Below are 26,769 nucleotides of genomic sequence, written 5' to 3'. Positions count from 1 at the left end.
CCGCAAGGGCCCTGTCGCGAGCATGGCGTAGATACCGGAAGCGTTACTGCGCGCCGAGCTTCTTGATCAGCACGTCGAGCTGCGCCACTTCCTCTTCCGTGAGGTCGGTGAGCGGTGCGCGCACCGGGCCCGCGTCGCGGCCCACGAGCTTCGCGCCCGCCTTCACGATGCTCACTGCGTAACCCGCGCGGCGATTGCGAATGGCGAGGTACGGCAGGAAGAATTCGTCGATGAGCTTGCCCACCGTCGCGTGGTCGTCGGCGGCAATCGCGCGGTAGAACTCCATGGCCGTCTTCGGAATGAAGTTGAACACCGCCGACGAATACACGGGCACGCCCAGCGCCTTGTACGCCGCTGCGTAGACTTCGGCCGTGGGCAGGCCGCCCAGGTACGAGAATCGGTCGCCCAAACGACGGCGGATCGTCACCATCGCCTCGATCTCGCCCACGCCGTCCTTGAAGCCGATGAGGTTTTCGCAGCGCTCCGCGAGCTGCTCGAGCATGTCGGCGTTGAGCTTCGAATTGGCGCGGTTGTAGACGATCACGCCCATCTTCGGCACGGCCTTGCAGACCTGCTCCACGTGCGCGGCAATGCCTTCCTGCGACGCTTCCGTGAGGTAGTGCGGCATCAGCAGAATGCCTTGCGCGCCGTTGCGCTCGGCTTCCTGCGCGTATTCGATGGCCACACGCGTCGCCCCGCCCGCGCCTGCGAGAATCGGCACCTTGCCCTTGCAGGTTTCGGTGGCGGTCTTGATGACCTGCGAGTATTCGCTCTTCGTGAGCGAGAAGAATTCGCCCGTGCCGCCTGCCGCAAACAGCGCGCTCGCGCCATACGGAGCCAGCCATTCGAGGCGCTCGGCGTAAGTGCTCGCGCGGAAGTTGCCTTGCGCGTCGAAGTCGGTCACGGGGAACGAAAGCAGGCCTTCGGAGACGATTTGCTTGAGTTCTTGCGGCGTGGTCATGGTCTTGATCCTGTTGCGAAGTCAGTAAGGGTGTTCAGTTGATGAGGGCGTTCAGCGCACGAGGCACGGACGCTTGTTGTCGAATTTCCAGTTGGGAATGAGGTATTGCATGGCGATCGCGTCGTCGCGCGCGCCGAGGCCGTGCTCCTTGTAGAGCGCGTGGGCCTTTTCCAGCTCGTCCATGTCGATCTCGATGCCAAGGCCCGGCTTTTGCGGCACCTGCACCTTGCCGCCCACGATCTGCAGCGGCTCGCGCGTGAGGCGCTGGCCGTCCTGCCAGATCCAGTGCGTGTCGATCGCCGTGATCTTGCCAGGCGCTGCGGCGGCCGCATGCGTGAACATCGCGAGCGAAATATCGAAGTGGTTGTTCGAGTGCGAGCCCCATGTGAGGCCCCAGTCGTTACACATCTGCGCCACGCGCACCGCGCCCTGCATGGTCCAGAAGTGCGGATCGGCGAGCGGAATGTCCACCGATTGCAGCTGAATGGCGTGACCCATCTGGCGCCAGTCGGTCGCGATCATGTTGGTGGCCGTGGGCAGGCCGGTGGCGCGGCGGAACTCGGCCATCACCTCGCGGCCCGAATAGCCGTTTTCCGCGCCGCAAGGGTCTTCCGCGTAAGCGAGCACGTCGTGCTTGTCGCGGCACAGGCGGATGGCTTCGGCCAGCGACCACGCGCCGTTCGGGTCGAGCGTCACGCGCGCTTCGGGAAAGCGCTCGGCCAGCGCCGTGACCGCTTCCATTTCCGCGCCGCCCGCCAGCACGCCGCCCTTGAGCTTGAAGTCGTTGAAGCCGTAGCGCGCTTGCGCGGCTTCGGCCAGACGCACGACCGCGTCCGGCGTCATCGCCTCTTCGGTGCGCAGGCGCTCCCAGTCGTCGCGGCCATCGGCGCCGCTCGCGTAGGCGAGATCGGTCTTGTTGCGATCGCCAATGAAGAACAGGTAGCCGAGCATCTCCACTTCGCTGCGCTGCTGGCCTTCGCCAAGCAGCGCGGCAACGGGCACGTTCAAATGCTGGCCGAGCAGATCGAGCAGCGCGGCTTCGAGCGCCGTGACCGCGTGAATCGTGGTGCGCAGGTCGAAGGTCTGCAGGCCGCGGCCGCCCGAGTCGCGATCGGCGAACTGCTTGCGCACGGTATTGAGCACCGACTGCATATTGCCGATGGACTGGCCGACCACGAACGCGCGCGCGTCTTCGAGCGTCTTGCGGATCGCCTCGCCGCCCGGCACTTCGCCGATGCCGGTGTTGCCCGCGCTGTCGCGCAGCAGCACGACGTTGCGCGTGAAGAACGGACCGTGCGCGCCGGAGAGGTTCAGGAGCATGCTGTCGCGGCCCGCCACGGGCACGACGCGCAACTCGGTCACAACGGGCGTGGCGTTCGGTTGAACGGTTTGTGTAGACATGAACGGATTACCTGTAAAAGTGCGGCGCGCTGCGCCCTGACAATCGAAACTTTGGGTTGAACCGGTCAAGCGTTGGCGGCGACGATCTCCACCCAGTTCGCGCCGTTGCCGCCCTCGCCGCGCGAGACGGGTGTGAGCGCGCCGCTCGCCGCATCGATCGCGTAGACCGACACGTGTTGCGATTTTTCTCCGCACGCCACGAGAAAACGGCCCGTCGGATCGATGCGAAAACCGCGCGGCTGCGTCTCGGTCGCGGTCGCACCCAAGTATTCGGGCGCGCCGTTATCTGCTACACGCAGCGTGAGAATCTGGCTCGTCGTGCGCTCGGACACGTAGACGAAGCGCCCATCGGGCGAAACGTGGATATCGGCGGCCCAGACGAGCTTCGCGAGCACAGCGGGGTCGGGCTGCACGGGGTCCGTGGGGCTCGGGCGCGCGAAGCCGTCGTTCAGATGCGCGAGAACCGGAGCACGCGGCGAAACGTGCAGCGCCGTGAGCTTGCCTGTGGCGGCGTCGCGCGCGAAAGCCGCCACCGTCGCGCGGAATTCGCTCAGCACGTACAGCACGTCGCCGTTGGGCGAAAAGCGCAGATGCCGCGGGCCGAAGCCTGCACCGAGATCGACCGCGCCGATCTCGACGAGGCGCCCCGCGTCTTCCAGCGCGAACGCAAACACGCGGTTGCTGCCGAGCGACGACGCATACGCGAAGCGCCCGTCGACGGAAACGATCACAGCGTGCGCGTGCTCGATATCGCCGATCACCTGCAGCGGCGCGCCCTGCCCGTTCTCGAGATCTTTCGCGCCATACAGGCTCACGCGATGCTCGCCGTACGAAGCGCCCAGCAGGAAACGCCCCTGCGGCTCGGCACACAGATACGCGAGGCTCGCTTCGATCGGCGTCTGCACGCGCGGCGCGAGGCTGCCGCTTTGCGCGTCGATGGCGTAGTCGTTGATGCGCTTGTCCGCGCCGCGCGTGGCCGCGTAAAGGCGGCGGCGATCGGGCGAAAGCGCCATCGGCATCACGTTGTCCTGCGCGGCCACGCGCGCTTGCGGCGTGAGCGCGCCATTGCGCGCATCGAGATGGAACACGCCAATGTCGCCGTCTTTCGAATTCGCGACGTAGACGAAGAAGCGTTCGGGGTTCGGCTGGTTCATGGTGGGTGTTTCCTTCTCGATTGAGGGTTGCGCTCGGGCTCAGTGCGCGCCGCTGCGGACCGAATCGTCGGCAAAGGCCCGGCGCGACGGCTTGTTGCGGGCGAGGAACGCGGCGGCGGCGGCAATGAGCGAAGTCACACCTAGGCCATAGAGGCCGCCCGTAATCGAGCCCGTATGCTGTTGAAGATAGCCGAAGGTGGCCGGCGCGAAGAACCCGCCCAGGTTGCCGAGCGAATTGATGAGCGCAATCACGCCGGCGGCCACGCGGGTGTCGAGATAGCCTTGCGGCATCGGCCAGAACAGCGACGAAGCCGCCTTGAAGCCGATGGCCGAGAAGCAGATCGCCACGAACGAGAACACCGGGTCCGACGACGTCGAAGCGAACAGGCCGCAGGCCGCGATCACGAGCGCGACGGCGAGCCACGCCTGCTGGAAGCGGTACTTCGCCGAGAGCAGCGCGAAACAGTACATCGCGACGATGGCGATCATCCACGGAATGGCGTTGTAGAGACCCACCTGGAAGTCGCTGAGATCACCCATCTTGCGGATGATCGTGGGCAGCCAGAACGTGGCCGCGTAGATCGTGAGCTGAATGGCGAAGTAGAGGAAGCAGAACAGCACGATCTGCGGGTCCTTCAAGAGGCGCAGCACCGGAACGTGCGCGCCCGTAGCGGCTTCGCGCTCGGCCTGCTCGCGCGCCAGGTAGATTTCGAGCGCGCCCTGCTCGTCGCTCGTGAGCCAGTGCGCGTCGCGAATGCGCGACTTCAGGAACACCCAGCTCACGCCGCACAGCACGATGGAAAAGCCGCCTTCGATCAGAAACATCCACTGCCAGCCCGCGAGACCCAGGCCGCGCACGGAAAGCAGCGCGCCCGTGATCGGACCCGAGAGCACCGAGGCGAACGCCGAGCCCGCGAGAAACACCGCCGCCGCCTTGCCGCGTTCTTTCTGCGGCAGCCACTGCGCGAAGTAATAGATCACGCCGGGAAAGAAGCCCGCTTCGGCAACGCCCAGCAGAAAACGCAGCACGTAGAACGAGGTGTCGTTGTGCACGAACGCCATGGCGGCCGCCACGACGCCCCACGTGCCCATGATGCGCGTGAGCCAGGCGCGTGCGCCATACTTTTGCATGAGGATGTTGGACGGCACCTCGAAGATCGCATAGCCCACGAAGAACAGCCCCGCGCCGAACCCATACGCTGCCGCCGAAAGACCGATATCGGCTTTCATGTGCGCGCCGGCGAAACCGACGTTCACACGGTCGATATAGTTCGCGATGAACATGATGAGGAAGAGCGGGAGCACGTGCCGCAGGACCTTGGCGCTAGCCGACTCCAGCAGGTCTTCATAACGGTTGGCAGGGGCGGACATCGGGGTTGTCTCCTGTAGGCGCTGGCGGCGCGCGGATGGGATGCTTCGTGGTACGTTGTCTGATGACATTCTAAGCTTGCCCGCTTCGAGAGCCAATGTCGTGTTTACCCTGCTCCGGAACGGGAATCATACCGGTAAAGCTTGATTTTTCGCGCCTGTGGCGCCCCTCACCGGCAAAGGGCGCCTGCCGCAGGTGTTCGGCGGCGACGATCTGGCGTATGATGGTTGTACGATGACTTAACTCACTGAAACGATACTCGGAGACGACATGCAAATCACTGGCGACATGCTCATTGGAGGCCGCGCCGTGCGCGGCTCGGAAAAGCCGCTCGCGGCTTTCAATCCCGCCACGGGCGAAGCGATCCCCGCGCCGGCCTTCGGCAGCGGCACGGCCGCCGACGTCGACGCCGCCTGCAAGCTCGCCGCCGCGGCGTTCGACGCCTACCGCACGCTGCCCCTCGCCGTGCGCGCGGCGTTCCTCGAACGCATCGCCGACGGCATCGCCGCGCTCGGCGACGCGCTCACCGAACGCGCCCACGCGGAAACCGGCCTGCCCAAGGCACGCCTCGAAGGCGAGCGCGGCCGCACCGTCGGTCAACTGAAGCTGTTCGCACAGGAAGTGCGCCAGGGACTGTGGCTCACGCCCACGCTCGACGCCGCCCTGCCCGAGCGCAAGCCGCTGCCGCGCGCCGACCTGCGTCTGCAGAAAATCGCGCTCGGCCCGGTCGCCGTGTTCGGCGCGAGCAACTTCCCGCTCGCGTTCTCGGTGGCGGGCGGCGACACGGCCGCAGCGCTGGCGGCGGGCTGCCCGGTCATCGTCAAGGCGCACGGCGCGCACCTCGGCACCTCGGAGATGGTGGGCCGCGTGATCCAGCAGGCCGTGCAGGAGATGGGGCTGCCCGAGGGGGTGTTCTCGCTCATCGTCGGCGCGGGGCGCACGGTGGGCGAGGCGCTCGTTGCGCATCCGGCCATCAAGGCCGTGGGCTTCACCGGCTCGCGCGCGGGCGGCACGGCGCTCATGCGCATCGCCGCGAATCGGCCCGAGCCCATTCCCGTCTACGCGGAAATGAGCAGCATCAATCCCGTGTTCCTGCTGCCCGAGGCGCTCGCGGCACGCGGTGCGGCCATCGCGCAGGGCTTCGTCGATTCGCTCGTGCTCGGCGCGGGTCAGTTCTGCACGAATCCGGGTCTGGCGATCGGCATCGAGGGTCCGGCGCTCGACCAGTTCGCGCAGGCCGCGGCGCAGGCGCTGGGCGTCAAGCCCGCGCAGACCATGCTCACGGCGGGTATCCATGCGGCGTATGAAGAAGGCGCGCGGCGTCTGGCCGAAACCCAGGGCGTGAGCGCGCTCGCGCAAGGCCAGAGCGCGAGCGGCCCGAACCAGGCGTTCGCCGCCCTCTTCGTGACGGACGCGCAAACTTTCCTCGCGCAGCCCGCCCTCGAAGACGAAGTGTTCGGCCCAGCCTCGACGCTCGTGCGCTGCAAGGACGAAACCGAACTGCTCGCCGTGGCCGAACACTTCGCGGGGCAGCTGACCGCGACGATCCAGATGGACCGCGCCGACGTGCCCGCCGCGATGCGCCTCGTGCCGATACTCGAGCGCAAGGCCGGCCGCCTGCTCGTGAACGGCTTCCCGACCGGCGTGGAGGTCACGCACGCGATGGTGCACGGCGGCCCGTTCCCGGCCACGTCCGATAGCCGCGCGACCTCGGTGGGCACGAGCGCGATGGAGCGCTTCCTGCGGCCGGTGTGTTACCAGGACTTCCCGGCCGAACTGCTGCCGCAGGCGCTTGCGGACGCCAATCCGCTCGACCTCTGGCGGCGCAAGAACGGCGAACTGGTGCGCGGCTGAGCTGCCTCGTCAGCGCCTTTCGCGCTTCGCAAATGAAAACAGCGGCTGCAGTTCAACCTGCAGCCGCTGTTTTTCTGTGCACACTACGTGCCGGAACGCGCTATGCCTTTTCGCCCGACTCCGCCGCCGCGCGGCGCAGCCGCTCGCGGCTGCTCGACAGATGCATGCGCATGGCCGCGCGTGCGCCCTCGGGATCGTGACGGGCAATGGCGTCGAAAATGCTCTCGTGCTCGCGGTTCACCAGCTCGGCGTAAGCCTGCGGATCGCGATGCGCGATGCCAGCCGAATCGACGCGACGGCGCGGGATCAACGCCGCGCCCATCTGCGTGAGGATGTCGACGAAATAGCGGTTGCCCGTGGCGCGCGCCACCGAGATGTGGAATTCGAGGTCGGCGCCCGAACTGTCGCCGCCCGTGCGGATGACGACGTCGAGTGTGTCGAGCGCGGCGCGCATACCGGCCAGGTCGCGCTCGCTTGCACGCTGGGCGGCAAGGCCCGCGGCCTCCGTTTCGAGACTGATGCGCAGCTCCAGCACGGAAAGCACATCGTCCAGCGTGCTGGCCGGGACGACGTCGAGATCGAGCGGCTCGCGGCGCGGCTCCAGCACGAAGCTGCCAATGCCGTGACGCGTTTCGATCACCGACATGGCCTGCAGACGCGAGATGGCCTCGCGCACCACCGTGCGGCTCACGCCCAGTTGCGTCATGAGGTTGCTTTCGGTGGGCAGCTTGTCGCCGGGCTTGAGCGCGCGCGCGGCGATCTGCTCGCTGATGAAGTTGACGACCTGCTCGGCGAGATTGCGGCTACGCGCGGCGATGGGCGTGGCAAGCGACTCCGCCATGTGGATCTCCTTGGCTCGATATGCGTGCGTAAGTCATGTCATTCCATTATACGTTGTCGGACAACCGCTGGAAAAGCGCGCGCGCATGCGACTGAGGACATCCTACGACCGCATGATGGACGCCACCCGTGCAGGCCCGGACACCACACGAAATCGCTCCGTGAACGATCCTCATTTTATTTCGCATTCCGATGCAATTCGCGCCGCGCCGACCCGCAGGGAGAAGCGCGCATCGTTGTGTTAGCAAACATATCGCGCTGCAATAATCCGGCGAATTTATTTGCACATCCTGGCTGCACAAGTCGGCGTTCTCCGATAATCTCCTCGAAAAGGTGCGCGCCCGGCCGTTTTGGACAATGAGAATCCCCCACGGACGACGCCTCAACTGATATCGAATCGCAACGCGTTTGTGTAGTCACCATCCGCAACGAGGGAATCATTGAGAACCCGCATCGTCCTACTCATCCTTGCGCTCGCGCTGCCATGGGCGCCGCTCCTCGCGGCGCCGCCCGCCGAGCCCGCGCCTGACACGATGCAGGCCCGCGTGATGGGTTGCGCGGCCTGCCACGGCGCGCACGGCGAAGGCACCGACAACGACTACTTCCCGCGTCTCGCGGGCAAGCCGGCGGGCTATCTGTTCAACCAGCTCGTCGCCTTCCGCGACGGCGGCCGCAGCTATCCGCCCATGAACTATCTGCTGGCGTATCTACCCGACGCCTACCTCAAGCAGATCGCGGAATTCTTCTCGCAGCAGCACCCGCCCTATCCTGCGCCCGCCAGGCCCACGGTCGACGCGGCCACGCTCGCGCTCGGCAAATCGCTCGTCATGAACGGCGACAGCAAGCGTAACGTGCCCGCCTGCGCAGGCTGCCACGGCGCCTCGCTCACGGGCATGCAGCCCGCCATTCCGGGCCTCGTGGGCCTGCATCCGAACTACATCAGCGCGCAGCTCGGCGCGTTCCGCTACGGCACACGCCGCGCCGCCGCGCCGGACTGCATGCACGACATCGCCACCCGTCTCGCCGACCGCGACATCACCGCGATCGCGGCCTGGCTCTCGTCGCAACCCGCGCCCGCCGATACGACGCCAGCGGCGGCCTCGCCGCTGCCGCTCGCGTGCGGCAGCGTCCATAACTAGCCGGGGCCTCGACGTGCGCAGACTTCGATCCCTTCTCCCGTCATCGTCCAGGCCGCTCGCGGCTCGCCTCTCGCTCGCGGCCGCCACGCTCTGCATGGGCGCCGCAGTCGCGCTCGCGCAAACGGCCGCGCCCAGCGCGAACGCAGCAGACGCGGCGAGCGCCGCCGCGGCGGCAGCCACGGCCAACGCGAAGCCGATCGCGAGCAACGCCGAACTGATCGCGCGCGGCGAATATCTCGCGCGCGCCGGCGACTGCATCGCGTGCCACACGGTGCCTTCCGAGCAGATGTTCGGCGGCGGGCGTCCGATGGAAACGCCGTTCGGCACGCTCTACACGCCGAACATCTCGTCGGACAAGACCTTCGGCATCGGCTCGTGGACCGCCGACGAGTTCTACCGCATGCTGCACGAGGGCAAGTCGCGCGACGGCACGCTGCTCTATCCGGCCATGCCGTTCGCGTCATACACCAAGGTCACGCGCGCGGACTCGGACGCCATCTTCGCGTACCTGCTCTCCACCCAGCCCGTGCGCAAGGAGAATCGCGCGCACGACCTGCGCTTCCCGTATAACAAGCGCGCGCTGCTGCTCGGCTGGCGCACGCTGTTCTTCCGCCAGGGCGAGTTCAAGCCCGACCCGAAGCAGTCCGCCGAATGGAATCGCGGCGCCTATCTCGTGGAAGGCCTCGGCCACTGCACGATGTGCCACACGGCCATCAACGCGCTCGGCGGCAACTCGGCTTCGAAGGAGTTCCAGGGCGGCCTGATTCCCGTGCAGAACTGGTACGCGCCCTCGCTGACGTCGAACCGCGAAGCGGGCCTCGGCGACTGGAGCATCGAGGACATCGTCGATCTGCTGCACGCGGGCGTGTCGAAACGCGGCGCCGTGTACGGGCCGATGGCCGAAGTGGTCTACGACAGCTTCCAGTACCTCACCGAAGACGACGTGCGCGCCGTGGCCGTGTATCTGAAGTCGCTGCCGGGCCACAACACCGAAGTCGACAAGTCGCCCAAGAGCACCTTCGTGACGGAAGAAGCCGCGCGCCTCGTGCCGCTCGGCAAGAAGATCTACGAGTCGCAGTGCGCGGTGTGCCACGCGACCGAAGGCCAGGGCAAGCCGCCGCATTTCCCGCCGCTCGCCGACAACCAGTCGATCCAGATGAACTCGGCCGTGAATCCTATCCGCATGGTGCTCAACGGCGGCTATGCGCCGGGCACGAGGAAGAACCCGATGCCCTATGGCATGCCGCCCTTCGCGCAGTCGCTCTCCGATGAAGAGGTGGCGGCCGTGGTCACGTATATCCGCACGGCGTGGGGCAATCACGGCACGCCGGTTTCCGAACACGAAGTGAACGCGCTGCGTTCCGCGCCGCTTTTCTGAGGCTGCGATGATCGAAACTCCCGTACCCGAACAACCGGGCGAGCGCCCGCAACACGAACAGGTCGACGAGATCGTGGCCAGCGGCCCGGGCGGCGCGCTCGCGGTAGCGGGCATCGCCACGGCGATCGTGGCCGCGCTCTGGTTCATCTTCTACTTCGTCGTGTTCCTGCCGCGCGGCGTCATCCAATAGATCAGACAGACAAGGAAAGGCCGGCCTCATGTCGAATCCGCTCGATAACCATGCCAGTGCCGAAGTCGCCGCACGCGTCGAGCGCCGCTGGGCGACGCTCATGGTGGCGTTCGTCTCCCTGCTCGTGGCCGTGGTGGTATTCACGGGCCTGCACTGGGCTATGATGCCGCCCTCGCGCGTGGAACTCGTCAATCCGGAAACGCTGCACGTGTCCGGCGAATTCGTTGAGTCGAACCTCGGCAGCGCCGTGGAGACCGACGGCTCCGTGACGGTGCGCATTCTCGCGCAGCAATACTCGTTCACGCCGCAATGCATCCTCGTCCCGGCGAACACGCCCATTACGTTCCGCGCGACGAGCGCCGATGTCGTGCACGGTCTTCTCGTCACGGACACCAACCTGAACTCGATGGTCGAGCCGGGCTACATCTCGACGTTCCGCACGACCTTCGACAAACCCGCCGACCACCTCATGCCGTGCCACGAATACTGCGGCACGGGCCACCAGGGCATGTGGGCCCACGTGAAAGTCATCGACAAGGATGCCTTCATGCAGATGGCGAACCAGGCAGGCAATTCCGCGCGGAGACTCAGCTGTGTTAAATAACAAGCGACTCGTACTCGCCCACTTCTGGCTCGCGTTCATCGTCTTCGGCGTGGCGCTGCTGCTCGGCGCGTGGCAGATGTTCGTGCGCAGCCCGCTGCATCCGTGGCTCGATGACCCCGAGCTTTACTACCGTTCGGTCACCGAGCATGGCACCGTGATGGGCTACGTATTTCCCACGCTCATCGCCATGGGCTTCGGCTACGCGGTCAGCGAACTGGCGCTCAAGCGTCCGCTCGTGGGCGTGCGCTGGGCCTGGCTCGGCTTCATCCTGCTCGCGCTCGGCGCCGTCACGGCCTCGGTGCCCGTGGCGCTCGGCCTCGCCTCCGTGCTCTACACCTTCTACCCGCCGATGATCGGCAACGTGTTCTATTACCTGGGCGTCGTGCTCGTCGTGGTGGGCTCGTGGGTCTGGGTCGCGCTGATGGGCGTGAACACCGCGAAGTGGAAGCGCGAGAATCGCGGCAAACCGCTGCCGCTCGCCATGTTCGCAACCACGGCGGGCGCGTATCTCTGGGGCTGGACCGCCGTGGGCGCCGCCATCGAAGTGCTGTTCCAGATCCTGCCCGTGGCCTTCGGCTGGCGCAATACGATCGACGCGGGTCTCGCGCGCGTGTTCTTCTCCTGGACCCTGCACGCCATCGTCTACTTCTGGCTCGTGCCCGCCTATATCGCCTACTACACGATCGTCCCGCGCGCGATTGGCGGCCGGCTCTACAGCGACGTGATGGCGCGCATCTCGTTCATCCTGTTCCTCGTGGTGGCCATGCCGATCGGGATTCACCACCTGTTCACCGATCCGCAGGTGGGCTCGGGCTTCAAGTTCGTGCAGTCGGTGTTCACGGCGCTCGTCTCGGTGCCCACGCTTCTCACCGTGTTCACGATCTGCGCGTCGGTCGAAATCGCCGGGCGGCTGCGCGGCGGCAAGGGAGCGTTCGGCTGGCTCGCGAAGCTGCCGTGGCAGAACCCGCAAATGCTGGCCGTGACGTTCTCGTTCGTCATGCTCGGCTTTGGCGGCGCGGGCGGCCTCATCAACATGAGCTACCAGCTCGACCAGACCATCCATAACACGCAGTGGATCACGGGCCACTTTCACCTGATCTATGGCGGCGCGATCGTCATCATGTATTTCGCCATCGCCTACGACCTGTGGCCGCAGATCACGGGCCGCGCGCTCAACAACTGGCGCCTCATGCGCTGGCAGTTGTGGCTGTGGTTCATCGGCATGATCGTGACGACCTTTCCGTGGCACCTGGTCGGCCTCATGGGCATGCCGCGGCGCATGGCCTATTACGACTACAGCGACCCGGCGCTCGCGGGCCAGGGCGCGCTCGTGGCGCTCTCGGTCCTTGGCGGGCTGATCCTCGTGATTTCGGCAGTGCTGTTCTTCATCGTGCTGCTCCAGGGGCATCGCAGCGAGGCGGCCGCGCCCGAGGAATATCGCTTCAGCAAGCCCGTGCACGAGTCGGCCACGCTGCCGGTGGCGCTCAATAGCTTCGGGCTGTGGGTCGTGCTGATGATCGCCCTCACGATCACCAACTACGGCTACCCGATCGCGCAACTGCTGGCGACGCCCGAAACAGCCGTCCCCGCGATCCCGATTGGAGCGCAGCGATGAGCGACGAACGCCTGTTCTCGTTTCGCAATGTGTGGTTTCGCGCGGGCGTGGGCACGGCGATCGTCGTGTTCGTCGTCTCCGTACTGATCGGCTTCATCTGGCTGCCTTCCGCCAAGAGCGACCCGTATTTTCAGGGCATCTGGACGGCGATCTGCAGCGCGGCCGGCGTGCCGCGCCAGTGGCACCCGGTCGAGTCGGCGGTGCCGCCGGGCTACCAGTTGAGCCAGGTCGAACTCACGCCGCACATGCTCGACGGTGCGACGACGCTCTCGGTCGGCCGCGGCGCGACGCTCGCCTTGCGCTGCACGATGTGCCATGGCCCGCGCGGCATCAGCATGGCCAATTCGCCGAATCTGGCGGGCCAGTTCGCCATCGTGGTCTTCAAGGAACTGCACGACTTCCAGACGGGCGCCCGCCAGAACGCGGTGATGTCGCCCATGGCGCGCGATCTGTCCGACGAGGACATGCGCGACCTCGCGGCCTACTACGCCTCGCTGCAGCCGATCGCGCACCTGCATGGCGGCGCGCCCGACATCGTGGCGCACGGCGCGCCGCTGCGCAATATTCCCGCGTGCGCGGCCTGCCATGGCGGTGTGGACAACAAGATCGGCAGCCCGTGGCTCGACGGCCTGCCGGCCGCGTACACCAAGGCGCAGTTGCTCGCGTTCGCGAACGGCACGCGCCATAACGACATTTCCGAGCAGATGCGCAACATCGCGCGCAACATGACGCCTGAGGAAATCGACGCCGCCGCCGCCTGGTACGCGGGCGAAACGCCGCCGAAGCAACCCTGAACTCAACCCTGCGGGGCATGCGGCGGTACGCAAATTGCGCGCCCTGCACATCCCTCACCCAGCATCGCGGAGCAACATCATGCAAAAGACGGCATCGGCAAAATGGCACGGCGGCATCAAGGACGGACAGGGCACGATCTCGACGCAAACCGGCGTGCTCAACGAAGCGCCTTATGGCTTCGCCTCGCGCTTCGAAGGCGGTCCCGGCACCAACCCCGAGGAGCTGATCGGCGCGGCGCACGCAGGCTGCTTCACGATGGCGTTCTCGCTCTTTCTCACCCAGGCGGGCTTCACGGCCGAGAGCATCGAGACGAAATCGACCGTCACGCTCGACAAGGTGGGCGAAGGCTTCGCCATCACGAGCTGCCAGCTCGACATGACCGCGAAGATTCCCGGCATCGATCAAGCGAAGTTCGACGAGCTTTCGAAGGGCGCGAAGGAGAACTGCCCGGTGTCGAAGCTCTTCGCCAACAACGCGAAGATCACGCTCAACGCGACGCTTGTTTGAGAGGCTGTCATGGCCATCCCCCATGCCGCGCCGGGTGAGATCTTCGACGCACGGCCGCTAGGCGGCGCGCTCAAGAGCGCGAAGTCGACCACCCTGATCCGCGCGCAGCAACTCGAAGTCATACGGATCGTGCTGCCTGCGGGCAAGCGCCTGCCCGAGCACAGCGTGCCCGGCGAGATCACGGTGCAATGCGTGGAAGGCGTCATTCGTTTCTTCGTGAACGGCGACCCGCGCACCATGCACGCCGGCGACATGCTGCTGCTCGGCGGCGGCGAAACGCACGCGCTGGAAGCGCTCGACGACGCCTCCGTGATCGTCACGATTCATCTAGCCCATGGGGACAAGTGAAGGCTAGTGCTGCATCCGTAACAAAAGAGAGGGGCGTGTCCTGGCGAATACCGGACACGCCCCTTTGACTTTTCGAAGACGGGTTGCCCCGTCCCGCTCACTGCTTCGACGGCACCGGGTCGTCGTTGAGCGTCTTGAGGAACGCGATGATGTCCTGAATGTCGCTTTGTGTCATCGCGGGCTTGTCGCCGAACTTGCGGTCGAACGGCGCATCGGTCACGTCTACGTTCTTCTGGAACTGCGGCGGAATATCGTCGTACTTGTCGATCTTGCCATCGCGGCCGTGCGGATAGAACTTGCCCGGGTCCGTATTGCGATCGTTGTAGAACGCCATCACGTCGTCGAGGTTGTGATACACGCCGTTGTGGAAAAACACCGTGCGCGTGGCGGAATTGCGCAGCGTGGGCGTGAGGAACATGCCGCAATACTGCGTCTGGTCCTTGAAGTCCGAGCGGAACGGGCCGCATACGCCCATATCGAAGAAGTGCGGGTCCTTGTTCTGTGCGAGCTTGTTGTTACGCGGCACGCCCAGCGCCTCGTACTGGTAGTCCGTGAACATGGGTGGCAGGCCGTCCTTGCCGGGCTTCGAGAGGTGGCAGCCCGCGCAGTTCGCCTTGTTCGGGTCGTTGAAGAGGCGCAGGCCGCGCAGTTCGGCTTGCGAGAGGCGCGCATGGCCTTCGAGCCAGCGATCGTACTTGCTGTTATACGGATGGAACGATTGATCTTCCACCTGGTAGCGCGAGATCGCGAACATCGCCTCCGCCACGGCCATCTTCGGGTCGCTGAAGATTCGATCTCCGAACAGTTCCGTGAAGTGCTTCGCATACGGCGCCTTTTCGAGCTTCGTCGCCACCTGTTCGATGCTCGTGTTCGCCATTTCCACCGGATTGAGCAGCGGGCCATACGCTTGCTGCTGCAGCGTATCAGCGCGTCCGTCCCAGAAGAGGCCGCCCTGCGGCACCATCTCCACGGAGGTCGATGCGCCGCCCGCCACCTTCTGCGATTTCACGATGTCGGCTGCAGCCGTGGCCTGCTGCGCGACCGTCGGCGCGTCGTCGGCTTCACCCTGGTCGGGACCGATGCTGAAGTTCGGTTGACGGTACAAATACATGAGCGAAGGCGGCGGGCGATATCCCTGCTGGTTCATCGCGAGGCCGCCCATCTGCACGTCGTGCCCATTGGGAGGACCGTAGGAACGGTCGGGGCTATGGCACGACGCACAGGACTGCTGACCGGAGCCCGAGAGCGCCGGATCGGAGAAAAGCTGCTTGCCGAGCTGCGCCATCGCCGAAAGCGGTGCGACTGGCGGGCGCTGCAGCACCACCGGGTGAGGATTCGCGCCAGTCAGGTTCTCGACGACCTCGCCCACGGCATCGGGCACGTTGGCCGGAAACGCCACGGCGTAGGCGCAAAAACCCAGCGCGCCGACCGCGATCACGGTGGCGGCGGCGCGCAGGACGACCCGTGTGGGGCTCGCCGCGCTGCGCGGTTTGGGTGAAGACGGTGTAGGCGAACTGGAAAGCTCGGACATGATGCGATCTTTCTTTGCGTAATACCACGAGAAGGAAAAGCCGAACGCCGCGAGCACCCAGCGAACATCGAAGCTGGCGCGCAACGCGGCGAGAGCCACACGACGTGACAACGGCGCGAGGCGGACCGCCCCGCACGCGCGAGACTTGCGCGTGCCGACGGTCGAACCTCGCGCATCCATCCTGCAAACGGGCCCCAATGCGCCTTACATCAGAGCGAGCGCATTACAACATCGCAAGATGACTACACGGCGACTGTTTAATTTCCGAATACTTTCATTGATTTTCAAAATCGAAAGAATTGCTGAAGAGACCGTGTGTGCAAGGTTCTGGATTCGGCCCTGGATTCGGTCCGCGCGCGGGGCCGGGGTTCAGCCCATTGCACTCCGTGCGGCGCGAGCTATAACTGAAACTACAGTGCGGATGTTCTCTGCGCGCCCGCTCGCCCCTTCTTCTTGCGCCGCGCCGCGCTGTGCCGCCCCCGTATGCGTGGGCGCGCTTCCTTCGTGAGCAGTGAGCTAAGACGTTCGGCAGCCGTGCGCTGCGCGCAGGCATCCCGACTTTCCAGATGAGTGTGCGGCTTAAGGCTTTGCCTCTCGCTCGCGCGCACCTTCGCCGCGGAGTCACTCCGCAGGTATCCCGCAATGACATCGTCGTTGCCGCGAAGGCGCACTCACGAACTCGAGAAAGGAGGTTGATATGACATTACGCCTGGCATTGATCGCCACATGCGTGGCGGCCGTGGCAGCCGTTGCGCCCGGCACGGCGCGCGCGAAGGACGAACCCGTTTCGCAGCAGCGCGCGCATCAGACCATGACCGACGACGCCGATGCTTCGGCTCAGGCCAGCACCGACATGTCGTACGGCGGCACGCCCGATACGCGCAGCGCCTCGGGCCATCGCACGGGCAAGATGTGCTGGCCGCGTCCCGACTGCGACGTGTTTTTTGGTCACTGACGCGCACCCGGTGAACGAGCGCCGATGATTCCGAGGCGGCGGCGCGCAAGATCCGCCGCCCTCGCCTTTCAATCGTTCAATGCCTGCGCGCGGCCTGGCCGCCGCTTTACGCGCGCCGGGCGAAACCCACCGCGCGCCACGTAAACATCGCGCCCGCCAGCATCAGCACGCTCGTGCCGAGGAACACGGCGCGCATGCCCAGATGGCCGCCGACGAAGCCGCCGATCAGCGGCCCAAGCACCTGCCCCGCGAATTGCGCCGATACCGAATAGCCGAGCACGCTGCCCGCGGCATGATCCGGCGCGTTGTGACGAATGACCGTCGCGATGCACGGCAGAAGCGCCGCGAGCGACACGCCCATGAGAAAGCGCAACACGACGAGCTGCCAGATATTGCGCGACATGCCGATGAGCGACATCGTGATCGCCATGCCGAGGCTCGCGCGCACGAGCATGGGCTTGCGGCCGTAGCGGTCGCCGAGGCGCCCCCACACGGGAGCGACGAGCGCGGCCGTGAAGAACGTCGCGCTGTACGCAATGCCCGACCACTGCACGATCGCGGCGTGGCCGCGAACACCCAGTTCCTCCACGTAGAGCGGCAGGAACGGCAGCATCAGCGTCATGGCGACGAGCGTCGTGAACGAACCCACCACGCAGACCGCGAGATTGCGCCGCCAATGTTGCGCAACATCGGCATCGTGCGTGTTTTCGGGTGGCGCTTGCTTCGTGCCGGAAACGGCGGGCGCTGCCATGGGTGAAGAAGCGGAAGTCAAGTCGGACGCCCCGGCGCGATCGCGTGGCGGATCGTCGGGGTCTTCTGCGCGGGAGGTCATCGGCGGATCGAGGCGGCGGCGGGCTACGCGCTTCGCCCGCTCGCCGGGTGAAGTCGCAAGGCACCTTACGTTAAGCGAAGCGCGCCGCGCCTGTCAATTTTTTAAGCGTCCGCCGAAGATGGGCGCTCGGGCCCCGGCCGAAGGTACTGGCATGAGGCGCGCAGCTCTTTGCCGCTATTGCACGGCGGTCTGCAGCAGCCCCACCACGCGCTGCAGCGGCACGAGCACTTCGGTGTCGATGCCATAGAGCGGGCCGAGCGTCTGCGAGACGTCGCGATAGTCGAGCCGCGTGTGACCTTCGTTGTCTTCCCAGATCACCATGCGCAGCGGCAACTCCACCGCCGCGTGCGGGTTGGCCGCCATCACGGGCGTACCCGCCTTCGGATTGCCGAACAGGATGAGACGCGTGCGGCGCAGGCTGAGCCCCGCGGTCTCGGCGGCTTCGCGCTGGTCGACATCGGCGAAGATATCCGCGCCCGCCTTGGCCAGCGCGGTCTTCAGGCGCGCGATCGTCGTGTCGAAGTCGTGGGCGCTCTTGAGCGCCAGCACGGACGAGGGATGTTGCCCGTATTCAGCCATGACAAACTCCTCCTATGGCGCACGGCCCGCGCGAATGCGCGATGCATGCAACGGCACTTTATCCCAGAATGCGCGGCGGATGATCCAGGGCGCGCGCGGGGAGGATTCAGGCGCACGGCTTCCCTGCACGCGTCTTCTTCGGGCCGTGCGACGGGGCGGCGGGCGCAGCGTGGTGGGACCACGCACGCCACCACGCCCACGCCGCGCCTGCCGAGAGCACCGCGGCGATCAGCAGATTCACACGCATACCCGCACCGATCGACGCGCGCCCCGCGATCATGGCGCCCGCCACGGCCACGCCGAGCACCGCGCCGGTCTGCCGGGCGGCGTTGAGCACGCCGGCGGCGATGCCCGCGCGCCCCTGATCGACCGTCGCCATGAGCGCCGCCGTGGCCGCGGGCGTGATCAGGCTCGCGGCGAAACCGATGGCCGGCAGCGGCAAGGCCAGCAAGTCGTATCGCGCCGTCGTGCCGCAAACGGCCGCGCCGAGATAGCCCGCTCCCGCGAGCAGGCACGCGAGCGCGACGAGCGCGCGCGGCCCGAGCCACGCTACCGCGCGCCGCGAAAGCAGACTGCCGAGCGGCACCACCACGGTGAGCGGCAGGAAGGCGAGACCCGCACGCAGCGGCGCGTAGCCGCGGTCCTGCTGGAGATACAGGCTGAGTCCGAATAGCAGACCGTAGAACGTGAACGCCGAAATCATCGAGACCAGCACGGCCGCGCTGAACACGCTCTCGCGGAAGAATCCGAGCGGCAGCATCGGTTGCGCGCGGTGCTTTTGGAGCGCGACGAAGGCGATCGCCGCCCCACACGCCAGCACGAGTCCGCCCGCGACGAGCGGGGCACGCCAGCCGTGCGCAGGCGCCTCGATGATGGCGGCATTGAGCAGCGCCAGCGCCGCGATGGCCGCGGCCTGGCCCGCTAAATCGAGCCGGCGCGGCGCGCCAGGGCGTGGCTGCGGCGCCACGCGCGCGGCCATGACGACGCCTGCGAGGCACACCGGCACGTTGAGGAGAAAGATGCTGCGCCAGCCGACGAGCCCGATCAGCACGCCGCCCAGCAAAGGCCCCGCCGCCATCGCGACGCCGCCCAGCCCGGCCCAGACGCCGAAGGCGGCGGCGCGCTCGCGCGCGTTGGCGCATGCGCCGTTGATGAGCGCCATCGACGCGGGCACGAGCAGTGCCGCGCCCATGCCCTGCAGCACGCGTCCGAGCGTGAGCAGCGCGAGGCTCGGCGCGGCGCCGCACAACGCCGAGGCCGCCGTGAAGACCGCGAGCCCGGCCATATAGACCGGGCGCGCGCCGAGCCGGTCGCCGAGCGTGCCGCCCGACAGCAGCAGGCTCGCGAACGTGAGCGTATAGGCGTTCACCACCCATTGCAGGCCGGCCACGCCGCCCGCAAGACTCGCACCGATGCGCTCCAGCGCGACATTGACGATCGAGGTGTCGAGGATCACCACGACATAACTGATGCTCGTGGCCCAGAGCACCCGGCGTTGCTGTTCGCGGCTGTGCGTCTCGTGCGTCTCGTGCGTCTCGTGCGTCTCGTGCGTCTCGTGCGTCTCGTGCGTCTCGTGCGTCTCGTGCGTCTGCATGGGCTCCCCCGCTACGCCGGCGCGCGTTGGGTGCCGGTCACGAGCCCAGTATCGGGCGCACGGCAGTGCCGATGCTTCGATGCGTGTCGAAACATGCGACCCGGCTCGCGCGCTACGCTATGCGTATGTCCTGGAGAAACGCATGAATGGCATGAACACGCACCCGAGGGTGTCCGCCACAGCCTTCCTGATCGCCGACCCCGCACGCGCCGCGATGCTGATGGCGCTCGCCGATGGCCGCGCGCTGCCCGCCGGCGAACTGGCTTACGCGGCAGGCGTCACCGCGCAAACCGCGAGCAGCCATCTGGCGAAGCTGCTGGACGGCGGGCTGCTCGCCGTGGAAAAGGAAGGCCGCCACCGCTACTACCGGCTCGCGGACGCCCAGGTCGCCACCTTGCTCGAAAGCCTCGCGACGGTCGGCGCACACGCGCCGGTGCGCCGCAAGCCGCCTGGCCGCGAGGCGCGGAACCTGCGCTTCGCGCGATGCTGCTATGACCATCTCGCGGGCCAGGTAGGCGTGGCGATCACAGAGCGCCTCACGCATGCGGGGCTCATCACGGCGCAAGCGGACAAACGCTTCGCGGTGACGCCCGCAGGCAAGGCATGGTTCGGCGAACTCGGGCTCGACGTCGCCGCGCTCAAGCCGGGGCGTCACGGCATTGCGCGCCAGTGCCTCGACTGGACCGAGCGCCAGCATCATCTGGCCGGGCCGCTCGGCGTGGCCTTTCTCACGCTGCTGTGCGAACGCGGCTGGATGCGGCGCACACGTGCGTCGCGCGCGGTGCAGGTCACGCCGCGTGGCTGGCAAGATCTGCGCGAGCGGCTGGGCTTGACGCCCGAACTGCTAGCCGCCGATGCAGATGATTCGAATGACTAACGAATTGCGCCTCGTCACGCCACGAGAAACCGCTGTGCAAGCCGCACCCAGCACGCCGCGCCCAGCGGCAGCACCCGGTCGTTGAAGTCGTAGCCGGGGTTGTGCACCATACAGCCGCCGAACTCCCCTTCTCCGTTGCCGAGCAGCAGGTAGCAACCGGGCACCGCATTAAGCATCCAGGCAAAGTCCTCGCTGCCGTTCAAGCCCTTGGGCGCCTGCATGACCACATTGTCCTCGCCCACCAGCTCCGCGCAGACCTGCTGCGCGAGTGTGGTTTCTTCTGGCGTGTTGACCATGGGCGGCGTGAGCTGCCGGTAGTCGATCAGGGCCTCTACGCCGTGTGCCTGGGCGGTGAGCGCTACGATCTCGCGCACGCGCGCTTCCACGAGCGCGCGCGTTTCGGCTCGCGCCGCGCGGATGTTCAGCCCGAGCGTGACCGTCTCCGGTATGACGTTGTGGGTCGCGCCGCCGCGAATGTAGCCCACGGACACCACCGCGGATTCGTCGGGCGCCACGTTGCGCGCGACGATGGTTTGCAGCGCCGTCACGAGCGCCGCCGCGGCCACGATGGGGTCCTTCACGCGGTGCGGCATCGCGCCGTGGCCGCCCACGCCCTTGAGCGTCACGTCGGCCACATCCGACGAAAGGCTCACCGACCCCGGCAGCACGCGAAACGTCCCGGCCGGTACGCCCGGCATGTTGTGGAGCGCGTAGACCGCGTCGCAGGGAAAGCGTTCGAAGAGACCGTCTTCAATCATCGCCTTCGCGCCGCACAGGTTCTCTTCGTCGGGCTGGAAGATCAGGTTGAGCGTGCCGTCGAAATCGCGGCGCTCCGCCAGCGTTTTCGCGGCGGCGAGCAGGATGGCCGTGTGGCCGTCGTGGCCGCACGCGTGCATCTTGCCGGGCGTCTGGCTCGTGTACGGCAGACCCGTGTTCTCGACGATCGGCAGCGCGTCCATGTCGGCGCGAATGCCCAGGCGCCGCTTGCCGTCGCCCACTTTGAGCTGCCCCACCACGCCGCTCTTGCCGATGCCCGTATGCACTTCGTAGCCCCACTTCTCCAGCAGCATGGCGACGAGCTTCGCCGTGGCGCCCACTTCGAAGCCTAGTTCGGGCTGCGAATGAATCTGCCGGCGAATGCCGATGAAGGTCCCGGCGTCGATCTCGATCTCGGGCAACAAGGTGGGCAGCAACTGGAACGGGGTGAGCGACGGTTCACGTTTCATGAGGATTCCGTTATTGGTGTGAAGGATCGAAAGGCGAGACACTCCGCGCAACGTATCGTCAGCCGACGCGCTGCTCGCGAATCGCGCCTACGGCGCACAGCGAGATGACCCCGCAAACGACGAGATAGACCGCAGGCGAAAGCGGATTACCGGTCTTCGCGAGAAGCCACGTGACGATGAACTGCGAGCTGCCGCCGAACACCGTCACGCCCACGCTATAGATGACCGAAAGACCGCTTGCGCGCACGCTGGCCGGAAGCATTTCCATGAGCATCAGCAGCATGGGGGTGGAGCCGAGATTCGCTGCGGCAGTGATCATGACCGAGAGCGCCAGCACGAGCGGCACGCTCGGCATGCGCGTCATCAGCCAGAACGCGGGCACGATGGCCACGACGTTGAAGAGCAGCGCACCCAGCACGAGCCGCTTGCGGCGCGCGAGGCGGTCGGCGAGACGCCCCGAGACGAGCGAAGCGACGAGCATCGTGAAGCCCGTGGCGCAGCCCGAAAGCAGCGAGAGCGACGGCGGCATCTTGAGCACGCGGATCATGTAGGTCGGCATGAAGAACACCACGAGATACATGCCCACGGTGCCCGCCGTGATCGAGAGAATGCCGAGGCCCACTTTCGCGCCGTGCTCGCGCATGAGCGTGCCGAGCGGGCTGGGTGCGTCGGGCTCGGCCTCGTGCGTTTCGTCGAGTTTCGAGCGGATATAGAGACCCACCGGCGCGATCAGCAGACCGCCCATGAACGGCAGACGCCAGCCCCAGCTCTCCAGCGCCTGCGGCGAGAGCGTGGCGTAGAGCACCGCGCCCGTGAGCGCGCCGATGAGCGCCGAGATCCCCTGGCTGCCCAGTTGCCAGCTCACACGAAAGCCGCGCTGCCCCACTTCGCCGGATTCCATCAGCATGGCCGTGGACGCGCCGATTTCGCCCCCGAGCGAGAAGCCTTGCAGCAGTCGCCCCGCGAGAATCACGAGCGAGCCCATCACACCGGCCTGCGCATAGGTGGGCGCGAGCGAGATGCACAGCGTGCCCGCCACCATCAGCGCGATGGTCAGCGTCATGGCGGCCTTGCGCCCGCGCCGGTCGGCATAGCTGCCGATCACGAGGCCGCCCAGCGGCCGCATGACGAAACCGATGCCGAACGTCGCCACGGCTAGCAGCAGCGAGCCGTAAACGCTGTCCGAGGGGAAAAAGAGCCGGCCGATCAGAAGCGCGAAAAAGCTGTAGACCGTGAAGTCGTACATTTCGAGCGCATTGCCGATCGAACACGCGGCGATCAGGCGGAACTGGCTCTGGCGAGTGGCCGCGGGCGGCGCAATCGGGGCGGTGGCGCTGAGCGTTGCGTCATTCATTGCGGATCTCCGCGAGACGTGGAGCGATGGGAACAGGAAGTGGCCGAACGATATTCAGGCCGGTCTCACTTTTGAAAGAAGTCACAAATTTTCATCTTGATAACCGGATGGAATCACAGCGAAATGCAACGGCCATCGCGTCCCGGCCCGATTTCCCAACTCCCAACATGACTAGACAAATTTGTAAGCATCACCCCTGAATACGTTCGGCCCTGCCCCAGCAGCGCGATTCCCCCCAGACAGAGTCAGGATCTAGCGCAATTGCAATCCGATTTACAGGGTTTTCCATGAGCCCGGATTTATGAAATTCTCTTGCGCGGAAATTCTTTTCTCGCCATTCTTGTCTATGCAAGTCACACGAACGCAACAACGTCCCCACGGGTCTACGGTACCCATCGACAAAGGAGTATGGTCATGCAGGCGAAGTACACGCGGCTGGCAAAAGCGCTGATCGGCGCAGCACTCGGCGTCACGCTGCTTGGAAGCGGCAGTGCCGGCGCGAAGGAATGGAAAAGCGTGACGATCGCGCTCGACGGCAGCTATGCACCCTGGAACCTGACTCTGCCCGGCGGCAAGCTCGGCGGCTTCGAACCCGAGCTGGTCGAAAACCTGTGCGCGCGTGCACAGATTCAGTGCAAACTCGTCGCTCAGGACTGGGACGGCATGATTCCCGGGCTCCAGGCTGGCAAGTTCGATGTCCTGATGGATGCGATCTCGATCACGCCTGATCGCGAAAAAATCATCGCGTTCTCGAAGCCCTATGCGGCCACGCCCGCCACGTTCGCCGTGTCCGACCCGAAGGTCCTGCCCAAGGGCGGCCCGAACACGCCGCCTCTGAAGCTCGACGCCGACTCGCGCAGCAACGCGCCCGCCATCGAATCGATGCGAAAGGCGCTGAAGGGCAAGACGATCGGCATCCAGTCCGGCACCGTCTATACGGGCTTCATCAACGCCAACTTCAAGGACGTCGCGTCAGTACGCGTGTACAAGACCGCGCCGGAGCGTGATCTCGATCTCACGAACGGCCGCATCGACGCCACCTTCGACGACGTGACCTACTACACCGCCAACGCCGACAAGTCGCCCGTGGTGATCGCCGGCACGATGATCTCCGGCCCGATCTGGGGACCGGGCGAAGGCCTCGCGTTCCGCAAGCAGGACGCCGACCTGAAAGCGAAGTTCGACGCCGCGATCACGGCGGCGCTCGCCGACGGCACCGTCAAGAAGCTCGCCCTGAAGTGGTTCAAGACCGACGTGACGCCGTAAGCGCCGCATCCTGGCCGTACGCGCGCTGCTTCTGGCGCGCGTCTTCGCTTCCCCACCCGCGCGGATCCATGCCATGTCTCTGTTATCGCTATTCAACACACTCGGCCTCGGGCCGGACGGCTGGGGTAGCGTGCTGCTCCTCGGCGCATTGATGACCGTCGTGCTCACGCTTGCCGCTTTGGCAATCGGCGCGGTGTTCGGTGCGCTCATCGCTGCCGCGAAACTCTCGCGCCTGCGCGTGCTGCGCGTATTCGGTGACTTCTACACGACGGTCTTTCGCGGCGTGCCCGAATTGCTCGTCATCTATCTGTTCTATTTCGGCGGCTCCTCGCTGGTCACCACCGTCGGCCAGTGGTTCGGCGCCGATGGTTTCGTGGGCGTGCCGCCCTTCGCCGTCGGGGCGTTCGCGGTCGGCATGATTTCGGGGGCCTATCAGGCCGAGGTGTATCGCGCAGCCGTGCTCGCGGTGGCGCGCGGCGAACTCGAAGCCGCTCGCGCGATCGGCATGCCGACGCTGACGATGTTTCGCCGCATCCTGGTCCCGCAAGTGCTGCGCTACGCGTTGCCCGGCATCGGCAACGTCTGGCAACTGAGTCTCAAGGACTCCGCACTGATTTCGGTGACCGGGCTCGCCGAGTTGCTGCGCGCAAGCCAGATCGCGGCCGGCTCGACGCATCAGTACTTCCTCTTCTTCGTCGTTGGCGGTCTGCTCTATCTCGCCATGACGGGCGTGTCGAACCGTGTCTTCGGTCGTGCCGAAGCGATCGTCGGCCGCTCATTCAAGCGCAACTTCGCGCGCAACTGATCCGGGAGCGCTCAATCATGACTATCGATTTCGCGTTCCTGTTCGACACGTTGCGCCAGCTCGTCGGCGCCGTGCCGACCACGCTCGGTCTTTTCTTCGCGTCGCTCGTACTGGGCGGCCTGCTCTCGCTCGTGATCGTCACGATGCGCGTCTCGCCGCATTGGCTGCCGAACCGCTTTGCGCGCGCGTACATCCTCGTATTTCGCGGCTCCCCGCTGCTGATCCAGATGTTCCTCGTCTACTACGGCCTCGGGCAGTTCGGCGTGATTCGCGAAAGCTTTCTGTGGCCCGTGTTGCGCGAACCTTATGTCTGCGCGGTCCTGTCGCTTGCGCTGTGCACGGCGGGATACACGGCCGAGATCATCCGCGGCGGCCTCATGGCGGTGCCCGTCGGGCAAATCGAAGCCGGTTACTCGATCGGCCTCTCCGGCTTCGCCCTGCTGCGCCGCGTAATCGGCCCGATCGCGCTGCGACAGTGCCTGCCCGCGTATTCGACGGAAGCCGTGCTGCTCGTCAAGTCGACGGCGCTGGCAAGCCTCGTCACCGTCTGGGAAGTGACGGGCGTCGCGCAGCAGATCATCCAGCAGACCTATCGCACGACTGAAGTGTTCACGTGCGCCGCATTGATCTACCTGTTTCTGAACTTCGTCGTCGTGCGCGTGATCGGCTTTATCGAGCGTCGGCTGTCGCGCCACCTGCGTGCGGCGCCGCCCGCCGTACGCAAGCCTGCCGCGCCGCTCGAAGCCAGCCGTGCCGCGTCGTGACCCGCCGCCCTATCTGGAGAGATTGATGAACACAACTGCATCCGCCGCGCTGTCGGTGCGCAACATCCATAAATCGTTCGGAGACCATCACGTCCTGAAGGGCATTTCGCTCGACGCTCACGAAGGCGACGTGATTTCGATTCTCGGCGCGAGCGGCTCGGGCAAGAGCACCTTCCTGCGCTGCCTGAACCTGCTCGAGACGCCGGACGACGGTTCGGTCGCGCTCGCGGGCGAGGAGCTCAAGATGAAGCGCTGCCGGGATGGCAAGCTGCAGCCGGGCGACCGCCGCCAGGTCGACCGCGTTCGCTCGCAGCTCGGCATGGTGTTTCAGAACTTCAACCTGTGGTCGCACATGACCGTGCTCGAGAACCTGATCGAAGGGCCCATGCGTGTGCTCAAGCGCAGCCGTGCCGAATCGGTGGAAGAAGCCGAAGCGCTGCTCGCCAAGGTCGGTCTCGCGGACAAGCGCGGCCACTATCCGGCACATCTGTCCGGCGGTCAGCAGCAGCGCGTCGCGATTGCGCGCGCGCTCGCCATGCATCCCAAGGTGATGCTGTTCGACGAGCCGACGTCGGCGCTCGACCCCGAGCTGGTCGGCGAAGTGCTGCGCGTCATGCGCACGCTCGCCGACGAAGGCCGCACGATGCTCGTGGTTACGCACGAGATGGGCTTCGCGCGTCATGTTTCGAATCGCGTCATGTTCCTGCATCAGGGCCAGGTGGATTCGGATGGCACACCGGACGAAGTATTCGGCGAACTGAAGTCGGAACGGTTCCGCCAGTTCGTTTCGAGTCACCAGGACCGCAACGCTCACTGAACCCACGCGACGCA

Annotated in this window: 26 protein-coding genes; 15 read left to right on the top strand and 11 right to left on the bottom strand. The window is 66.1% G+C overall.

Going from position 1 to position 26,769, the window contains the following annotated elements; all coding sequences use genetic code 11:
• Positions 1-43 precede the first annotated feature (43 nt).
• The 4 genes from kdgD to M3I54_RS25600 all read right to left on the bottom strand — a co-directional run bounded on the left by kdgD (position 44) and on the right by M3I54_RS25600 (position 4,887).
• The gene (gene kdgD / locus M3I54_RS25615; protein WP_254341034.1) at positions 44-961 is read right to left on the bottom strand and encodes a 5-dehydro-4-deoxyglucarate dehydratase; all 918 of its coding nucleotides are present in this window, start codon (positions 959-961) and stop codon (positions 44-46) included.
• Positions 962-1,012: 51 nt separating this feature from the next.
• Positions 1,013-2,362: a glucarate dehydratase gene (gene gudD / locus M3I54_RS25610; RefSeq protein WP_254341032.1), complete on the bottom strand. Its 1,350-nt coding sequence runs from the start codon at positions 2,360-2,362 to the stop codon at positions 1,013-1,015.
• 65 nt (positions 2,363-2,427) lie between these two features.
• Positions 2,428-3,516 carry a beta-propeller fold lactonase family protein gene (locus tag M3I54_RS25605; protein ID WP_254341030.1) on the bottom strand — a complete coding sequence of 363 codons (1,089 nt, stop codon included), beginning with the start codon at positions 3,514-3,516 and terminating at the stop codon, positions 2,428-2,430.
• A gap of 39 nt (positions 3,517-3,555) precedes the next feature.
• The gene (locus tag M3I54_RS25600; RefSeq protein ID WP_254341029.1) at positions 3,556-4,887 is read right to left on the bottom strand and encodes an MFS transporter; all 1,332 of its coding nucleotides are present in this window, start codon (positions 4,885-4,887) and stop codon (positions 3,556-3,558) included.
• Between the two features lie 268 nt (positions 4,888-5,155).
• Here M3I54_RS25600 and M3I54_RS25595 point away from each other — a divergent pair, with 268 nt between their 5' ends.
• Positions 5,156-6,739 carry an aldehyde dehydrogenase (NADP(+)) gene (locus tag M3I54_RS25595; RefSeq protein WP_254341028.1) on the top strand — a complete coding sequence of 528 codons (1,584 nt, stop codon included), beginning with the start codon at positions 5,156-5,158 and terminating at the stop codon, positions 6,737-6,739.
• Positions 6,740-6,839: 100 nt separating this feature from the next.
• Here the strand turns inward: M3I54_RS25595 and M3I54_RS25590 are convergent, their stop codons facing one another.
• The gene (locus tag M3I54_RS25590; RefSeq protein WP_254341027.1) at positions 6,840-7,580 is read right to left on the bottom strand and encodes a FadR/GntR family transcriptional regulator; all 741 of its coding nucleotides are present in this window, start codon (positions 7,578-7,580) and stop codon (positions 6,840-6,842) included.
• A gap of 532 nt (positions 7,581-8,112) precedes the next feature.
• Here M3I54_RS25590 and M3I54_RS25585 point away from each other — a divergent pair.
• The 8 genes from M3I54_RS25585 (at position 8,113) to M3I54_RS25550 (ending at position 14,155) form a co-directional block, all read left to right on the top strand.
• Positions 8,113-8,718 (top strand): c-type cytochrome, encoded by a 606-nt coding sequence (locus tag M3I54_RS25585; RefSeq protein ID WP_254341152.1) that lies wholly within the window; start codon positions 8,113-8,115, stop codon positions 8,716-8,718.
• A 94-nt stretch (positions 8,719-8,812) separates the two neighbouring features.
• Entirely contained in the window at positions 8,813-10,096 is a 1,284-nt protein-coding gene (locus tag M3I54_RS25580) for a cytochrome c (RefSeq protein ID WP_254341149.1), read from the top strand.
• Positions 10,097-10,103: 7 nt separating this feature from the next.
• On the top strand, positions 10,104-10,286 hold the full coding sequence (locus tag M3I54_RS25575; protein ID WP_028206326.1) for a hypothetical protein: 183 nt from the start codon (positions 10,104-10,106) through the stop codon (positions 10,284-10,286).
• 28 nt (positions 10,287-10,314) lie between these two features.
• Positions 10,315-10,890 carry a cytochrome C oxidase subunit II gene (locus tag M3I54_RS25570; RefSeq protein ID WP_254341026.1) on the top strand — a complete coding sequence of 192 codons (576 nt, stop codon included), beginning with the start codon at positions 10,315-10,317 and terminating at the stop codon, positions 10,888-10,890.
• Positions 10,880-12,505: a cbb3-type cytochrome c oxidase subunit I gene (locus tag M3I54_RS25565; protein WP_254341025.1), complete on the top strand. Its 1,626-nt coding sequence runs from the start codon at positions 10,880-10,882 to the stop codon at positions 12,503-12,505. The genes M3I54_RS25570 and M3I54_RS25565 overlap by 11 nt, the downstream gene beginning before the upstream one ends.
• The gene (locus M3I54_RS25560; protein ID WP_254341024.1) at positions 12,502-13,299 is read left to right on the top strand and encodes a c-type cytochrome; all 798 of its coding nucleotides are present in this window, start codon (positions 12,502-12,504) and stop codon (positions 13,297-13,299) included. Before M3I54_RS25565 ends, M3I54_RS25560 begins: the two co-directional genes overlap by 4 nt.
• A 79-nt stretch (positions 13,300-13,378) precedes the next feature.
• A complete protein-coding gene (locus tag M3I54_RS25555) occupies positions 13,379-13,807 on the top strand; it encodes an OsmC family protein (RefSeq protein ID WP_254341022.1) in 429 nt (142 codons plus the stop codon).
• Between the two features lie 9 nt (positions 13,808-13,816).
• Entirely contained in the window at positions 13,817-14,155 is a 339-nt protein-coding gene (locus M3I54_RS25550; protein ID WP_254341021.1) for a cupin domain-containing protein, read from the top strand.
• 97 nt (positions 14,156-14,252) lie between these two features.
• On the opposite strand, the gene M3I54_RS25545 is transcribed toward M3I54_RS25550, so the two are convergent.
• On the bottom strand, positions 14,253-15,686 hold the full coding sequence (locus M3I54_RS25545; protein ID WP_254341020.1) for a cytochrome-c peroxidase: 1,434 nt from the start codon (positions 15,684-15,686) through the stop codon (positions 14,253-14,255).
• Between the two features lie 697 nt (positions 15,687-16,383).
• On the opposite strand from M3I54_RS25545, the gene M3I54_RS25540 reads away from it, so the two are divergent.
• Complete coding sequence (locus M3I54_RS25540; RefSeq protein ID WP_254341019.1) at positions 16,384-16,641, top strand: hypothetical protein; 258 nt, start codon at positions 16,384-16,386, stop codon at positions 16,639-16,641.
• Positions 16,642-16,747: 106 nt separating this feature from the next.
• Here the strand turns inward: M3I54_RS25540 and M3I54_RS25535 are convergent, their stop codons facing one another.
• From M3I54_RS25535 to M3I54_RS25525, 3 genes are all read right to left on the bottom strand, one after another.
• Positions 16,748-17,473 carry an MFS transporter gene (locus M3I54_RS25535; RefSeq protein ID WP_254341018.1) on the bottom strand — a complete coding sequence of 242 codons (726 nt, stop codon included), beginning with the start codon at positions 17,471-17,473 and terminating at the stop codon, positions 16,748-16,750.
• Between the two features lie 174 nt (positions 17,474-17,647).
• Positions 17,648-18,052, bottom strand: coding sequence for a DUF302 domain-containing protein (locus tag M3I54_RS25530; RefSeq protein WP_254341017.1), 405 nt, complete (start codon positions 18,050-18,052; stop codon positions 17,648-17,650).
• A 106-nt stretch (positions 18,053-18,158) separates the two neighbouring features.
• A complete protein-coding gene (locus tag M3I54_RS25525; protein WP_254341016.1) occupies positions 18,159-19,646 on the bottom strand; it encodes an MFS transporter in 1,488 nt (495 codons plus the stop codon).
• Between the two features lie 142 nt (positions 19,647-19,788).
• Between M3I54_RS25525 and M3I54_RS25520 the strand changes: the two genes are divergently transcribed.
• The gene (locus tag M3I54_RS25520; protein ID WP_309249641.1) at positions 19,789-20,523 is read left to right on the top strand and encodes a helix-turn-helix domain-containing protein; all 735 of its coding nucleotides are present in this window, start codon (positions 19,789-19,791) and stop codon (positions 20,521-20,523) included.
• A gap of 14 nt (positions 20,524-20,537) precedes the next feature.
• On the opposite strand, the gene M3I54_RS25515 is transcribed toward M3I54_RS25520, so the two are convergent.
• Together M3I54_RS25515 and M3I54_RS25510 are read right to left on the bottom strand one after the other, a co-directional pair.
• Complete coding sequence (locus M3I54_RS25515; RefSeq protein WP_254341014.1) at positions 20,538-21,749, bottom strand: M20 aminoacylase family protein; 1,212 nt, start codon at positions 21,747-21,749, stop codon at positions 20,538-20,540.
• Positions 21,750-21,807: 58 nt separating this feature from the next.
• Positions 21,808-23,103 (bottom strand): MFS transporter, encoded by a 1,296-nt coding sequence (locus M3I54_RS25510; protein ID WP_254341012.1) that lies wholly within the window; start codon positions 23,101-23,103, stop codon positions 21,808-21,810.
• Between the two features lie 414 nt (positions 23,104-23,517).
• Between M3I54_RS25510 and M3I54_RS25505 the strand changes: the two genes are divergently transcribed.
• From M3I54_RS25505 to M3I54_RS25490, 4 genes are all read left to right on the top strand, one after another.
• Positions 23,518-24,369 (top strand): transporter substrate-binding domain-containing protein, encoded by an 852-nt coding sequence (locus M3I54_RS25505; RefSeq protein ID WP_254341010.1) that lies wholly within the window; start codon positions 23,518-23,520, stop codon positions 24,367-24,369.
• Positions 24,370-24,442: 73 nt separating this feature from the next.
• Entirely contained in the window at positions 24,443-25,174 is a 732-nt protein-coding gene (locus tag M3I54_RS25500) for an ABC transporter permease (protein WP_254341008.1), read from the top strand.
• A 17-nt stretch (positions 25,175-25,191) separates the two neighbouring features.
• The gene (locus M3I54_RS25495) at positions 25,192-25,938 is read left to right on the top strand and encodes an ABC transporter permease (protein ID WP_254341006.1); all 747 of its coding nucleotides are present in this window, start codon (positions 25,192-25,194) and stop codon (positions 25,936-25,938) included.
• A 25-nt stretch (positions 25,939-25,963) separates the two neighbouring features.
• A complete protein-coding gene (locus M3I54_RS25490; protein ID WP_254341004.1) occupies positions 25,964-26,755 on the top strand; it encodes an ABC transporter ATP-binding protein in 792 nt (263 codons plus the stop codon).
• Positions 26,756-26,769 lie beyond the last annotated feature (14 nt).

The organism is Paraburkholderia sp. CNPSo 3274 (genome assembly GCF_024206475.1).
Taxonomy (GTDB): Bacteria; Pseudomonadota; Gammaproteobacteria; order Burkholderiales; family Burkholderiaceae; genus Paraburkholderia.
Note: the sequence above shows the minus strand (reverse complement) of the source record. Positions and strands in the feature narration are given on the sequence as shown.